Raw genomic sequence first — 2856 nt, 5'->3', positions numbered from 1 at the left:
ACCTACTCTCACATGGGGAAGCCCCACACTACCATCGGCGATGCATCGTTTCACTACTGAGTTCGGGATGGGATCAGGTGGTTCCAATGCTCTATGGTCGTCAAGAAATTCGGTTGCCCAGCCTGTTCAATGAACACGCCAAGCCAATTCGGATATGTGATTTTGTGGTCTTACGAATTTTCGGGTCTTTCGTCTTCACCACCACAATCTGCTCAGCAGATTGCTTGGGTGTTATATGGTCAAGCCTCACGGGCAATTAGTATTGGTTAGCTCAACGCCTCACAGCGCTTACACACCCAACCTATCAACGTCGTAGTCTTCGACGGCCCTTTAGGGGATTCAAGATCCCAGTGAGATCTCATCTTGAGGCAAGTTTCCCGCTTAGATGCTTTCAGCGGTTATCTCTTCCGAACATAGCTACCCGGCAATGCCACTGGCGTGACAACCGGAACACCAGAGGTTCGTCCACTCCGGTCCTCTCGTACTAGGAGCAGCCCCTCTCAAATCTCAAACGTCCACGGCAGATAGGGACCGAACTGTCTCACGACGTTCTAAACCCAGCTCGCGTACCACTTTAAATGGCGAACAGCCATACCCTTGGGACCGGCTTCAGCCCCAGGATGTGATGAGCCGACATCGAGGTGCCAAACACCGCCGTCGATATGAACTCTTGGGCGGTATCAGCCTGTTATCCCCGGAGTACCTTTTATCCGTTGAGCGATGGCCCTTCCATACAGAACCACCGGATCACTAAGACCTACTTTCGTACCTGCTCGACGTGTTTGTCTCGCAGTCAAGCGCGCTTTTGCCTTTATACTCTACGACCGATTTCCGACCGGTCTGAGCGCACCTTCGTACTCCTCCGTTACTCTTTGGGAGGAGACCGCCCCAGTCAAACTACCCACCATACACTGTCCTCGATCCGGATAACGGACCTGAGTTAGAACCTCAAGGTTGCCAGGGTGGTATTTCAAGGATGGCTCCATGAGAACTGGCGTCCCCACTTCAAAGCCTCCCACCTATCCTACACAAGCAAGCTCAAAGTCCAGTGCAAAGCTATAGTAAAGGTTCACGGGGTCTTTCCGTCTAGCCGCGGATACACTGCATCTTCACAGCGATTTCAATTTCACTGAGTCTCGGGTGGAGACAGCGCCGCCATCGTTACGCCATTCGTGCAGGTCGGAACTTACCCGACAAGGAATTTCGCTACCTTAGGACCGTTATAGTTACGGCCGCCGTTTACCGGGGCTTCGATCAAGAGCTTCGCTTGCGCTAACCCCATCAATTAACCTTCCGGCACCGGGCAGGCGTCACACCCTATACGTCCACTTTCGTGTTTGCAGAGTGCTGTGTTTTTAATAAACAGTCGCAGCGGCCTGGTATCTTCGACCGGCATGGGCTTACGGAGCAAGTCCTTCACCCTCGCCGGCGCACCTTCTCCCGAAGTTACGGTGCCATTTTGCCTAGTTCCTTCACCCGAGTTCTCTCAAGCGCCTTGGTATTCTCTACCTAACCACCTGTGTCGGTTTGGGGTACGGTTCCCAGTTATCTGAAGCTTAGGAGCTTTTCTTGGAAGCATGGCATCAACCACTTCGCGCTCTAATGAGCACTCGTCATCAGCTCTCGGCCTTAAGATCCCGGATTTGCCTAAGATCTCAGCCTACCACCTTAAACTTGGACAACCAACGCCAAGCTGGCCTAGCCTTCTCCGTCCCTCCATCGCAATAACTGGAAGTACAGGAATATTAACCTGTTTTCCATCGACTACGCTTTTCAGCCTCGCCTTAGGGACCGACTAACCCTGCGTCGATTAACGTTGCGCAGGAAACCTTGGTCTTTCGGCGTGCGAGTTTTTCACTCGCATTGTCGTTACTCATGTCAGCATTCGCACTTCTGATACCTCCAGCAAGCTTCTCAACTCACCTTCACAGGCTTACAGAACGCTCCTCTACCGCGTCATCAAAGATGACACCCGTAGCTTCGGTGCATGGTTTGAGCCCCGTTACATCTTCCGCGCAGGCCGACTCGACTAGTGAGCTATTACGCTTTCTTTAAAGGATGGCTGCTTCTAAGCCAACCTCCTAGCTGTCTAAGCCTTCCCACATCGTTTCCCACTTAACCATGACTTTGGGACCTTAGCTGACGGTCTGGGTTGTTTCCCTTTTCACGACGGACGTTAGCACCCGCCGTGTGTCTCCCATGCTCGGCACTTGTAGGTATTCGGAGTTTGCATCGGTTTGGTAAGTCGGGATGACCCCCTAGCCGAAACAGTGCTCTACCCCCTACAGTGATACATGAGGCGCTACCTAAATAGCTTTCGAGGAGAACCAGCTATCTCCGAGCTTGATTAGCCTTTCACTCCGATCCACAGGTCATCCGCTAACTTTTCAACGGTAGTCGGTTCGGTCCTCCAGTCAGTGTTACCTAACCTTCAACCTGCCCATGGATAGATCGCCCGGTTTCGGGTCTATACCCAGCGACTAAAGCGCCCTATTAAGACTCGCTTTCGCTACGCCTCCCCTATTCGGTTAAGCTCGCCACTGAATATAAGTCGCTGACCCATTATACAAAAGGTACGCAGTCACCTAACAAAGTAGGCTCCCACTGCTTGTACGCATACGGTTTCAGGTTCTATTTCACTCCCCTCTCCGGGGTTCTTTTCGCCTTTCCCTCACGGTACTGGTTCACTATCGGTCAGTCAGTAGTATTTAGCCTTGGAGGATGGTCCCCCCATGTTCAGACAAAGTTTCTCGTGCTCCGTCCTACTCGATTTCACTGGCAAGAGATTTTCGTGTACGGGGCTATCACCCACTATGGCCGCACTTTCCAGAGCGTTCCACTAATCTCAAACCAGCT

General features: G+C 52.2%; 2 rRNA genes (1 of these 2 running past the window's edge). Both read right to left on the bottom strand.

The window, feature by feature from the left end:
- A 5S ribosomal RNA gene (gene rrf / locus ACNFIC_RS23820) occupies nucleotides 1-105 on the bottom strand; the annotation flags it as partial.
- Nucleotides 106-235: 130 nt separating this feature from the next.
- Nucleotides 236-2856: ribosomal RNA gene (locus ACNFIC_RS23815) — 23S ribosomal RNA — on the bottom strand; it runs 272 nt beyond the window's last position.

The organism is Pseudomonas sp. NY15463, assembly GCF_048068415.1.
GTDB lineage: Bacteria > Pseudomonadota > Gammaproteobacteria > Pseudomonadales > Pseudomonadaceae > Aquipseudomonas > Aquipseudomonas mosselii_C.
The sequence above is the reverse complement of the archived record's forward strand: the minus strand, read 5'-3'. Positions and strand labels throughout refer to the sequence as shown.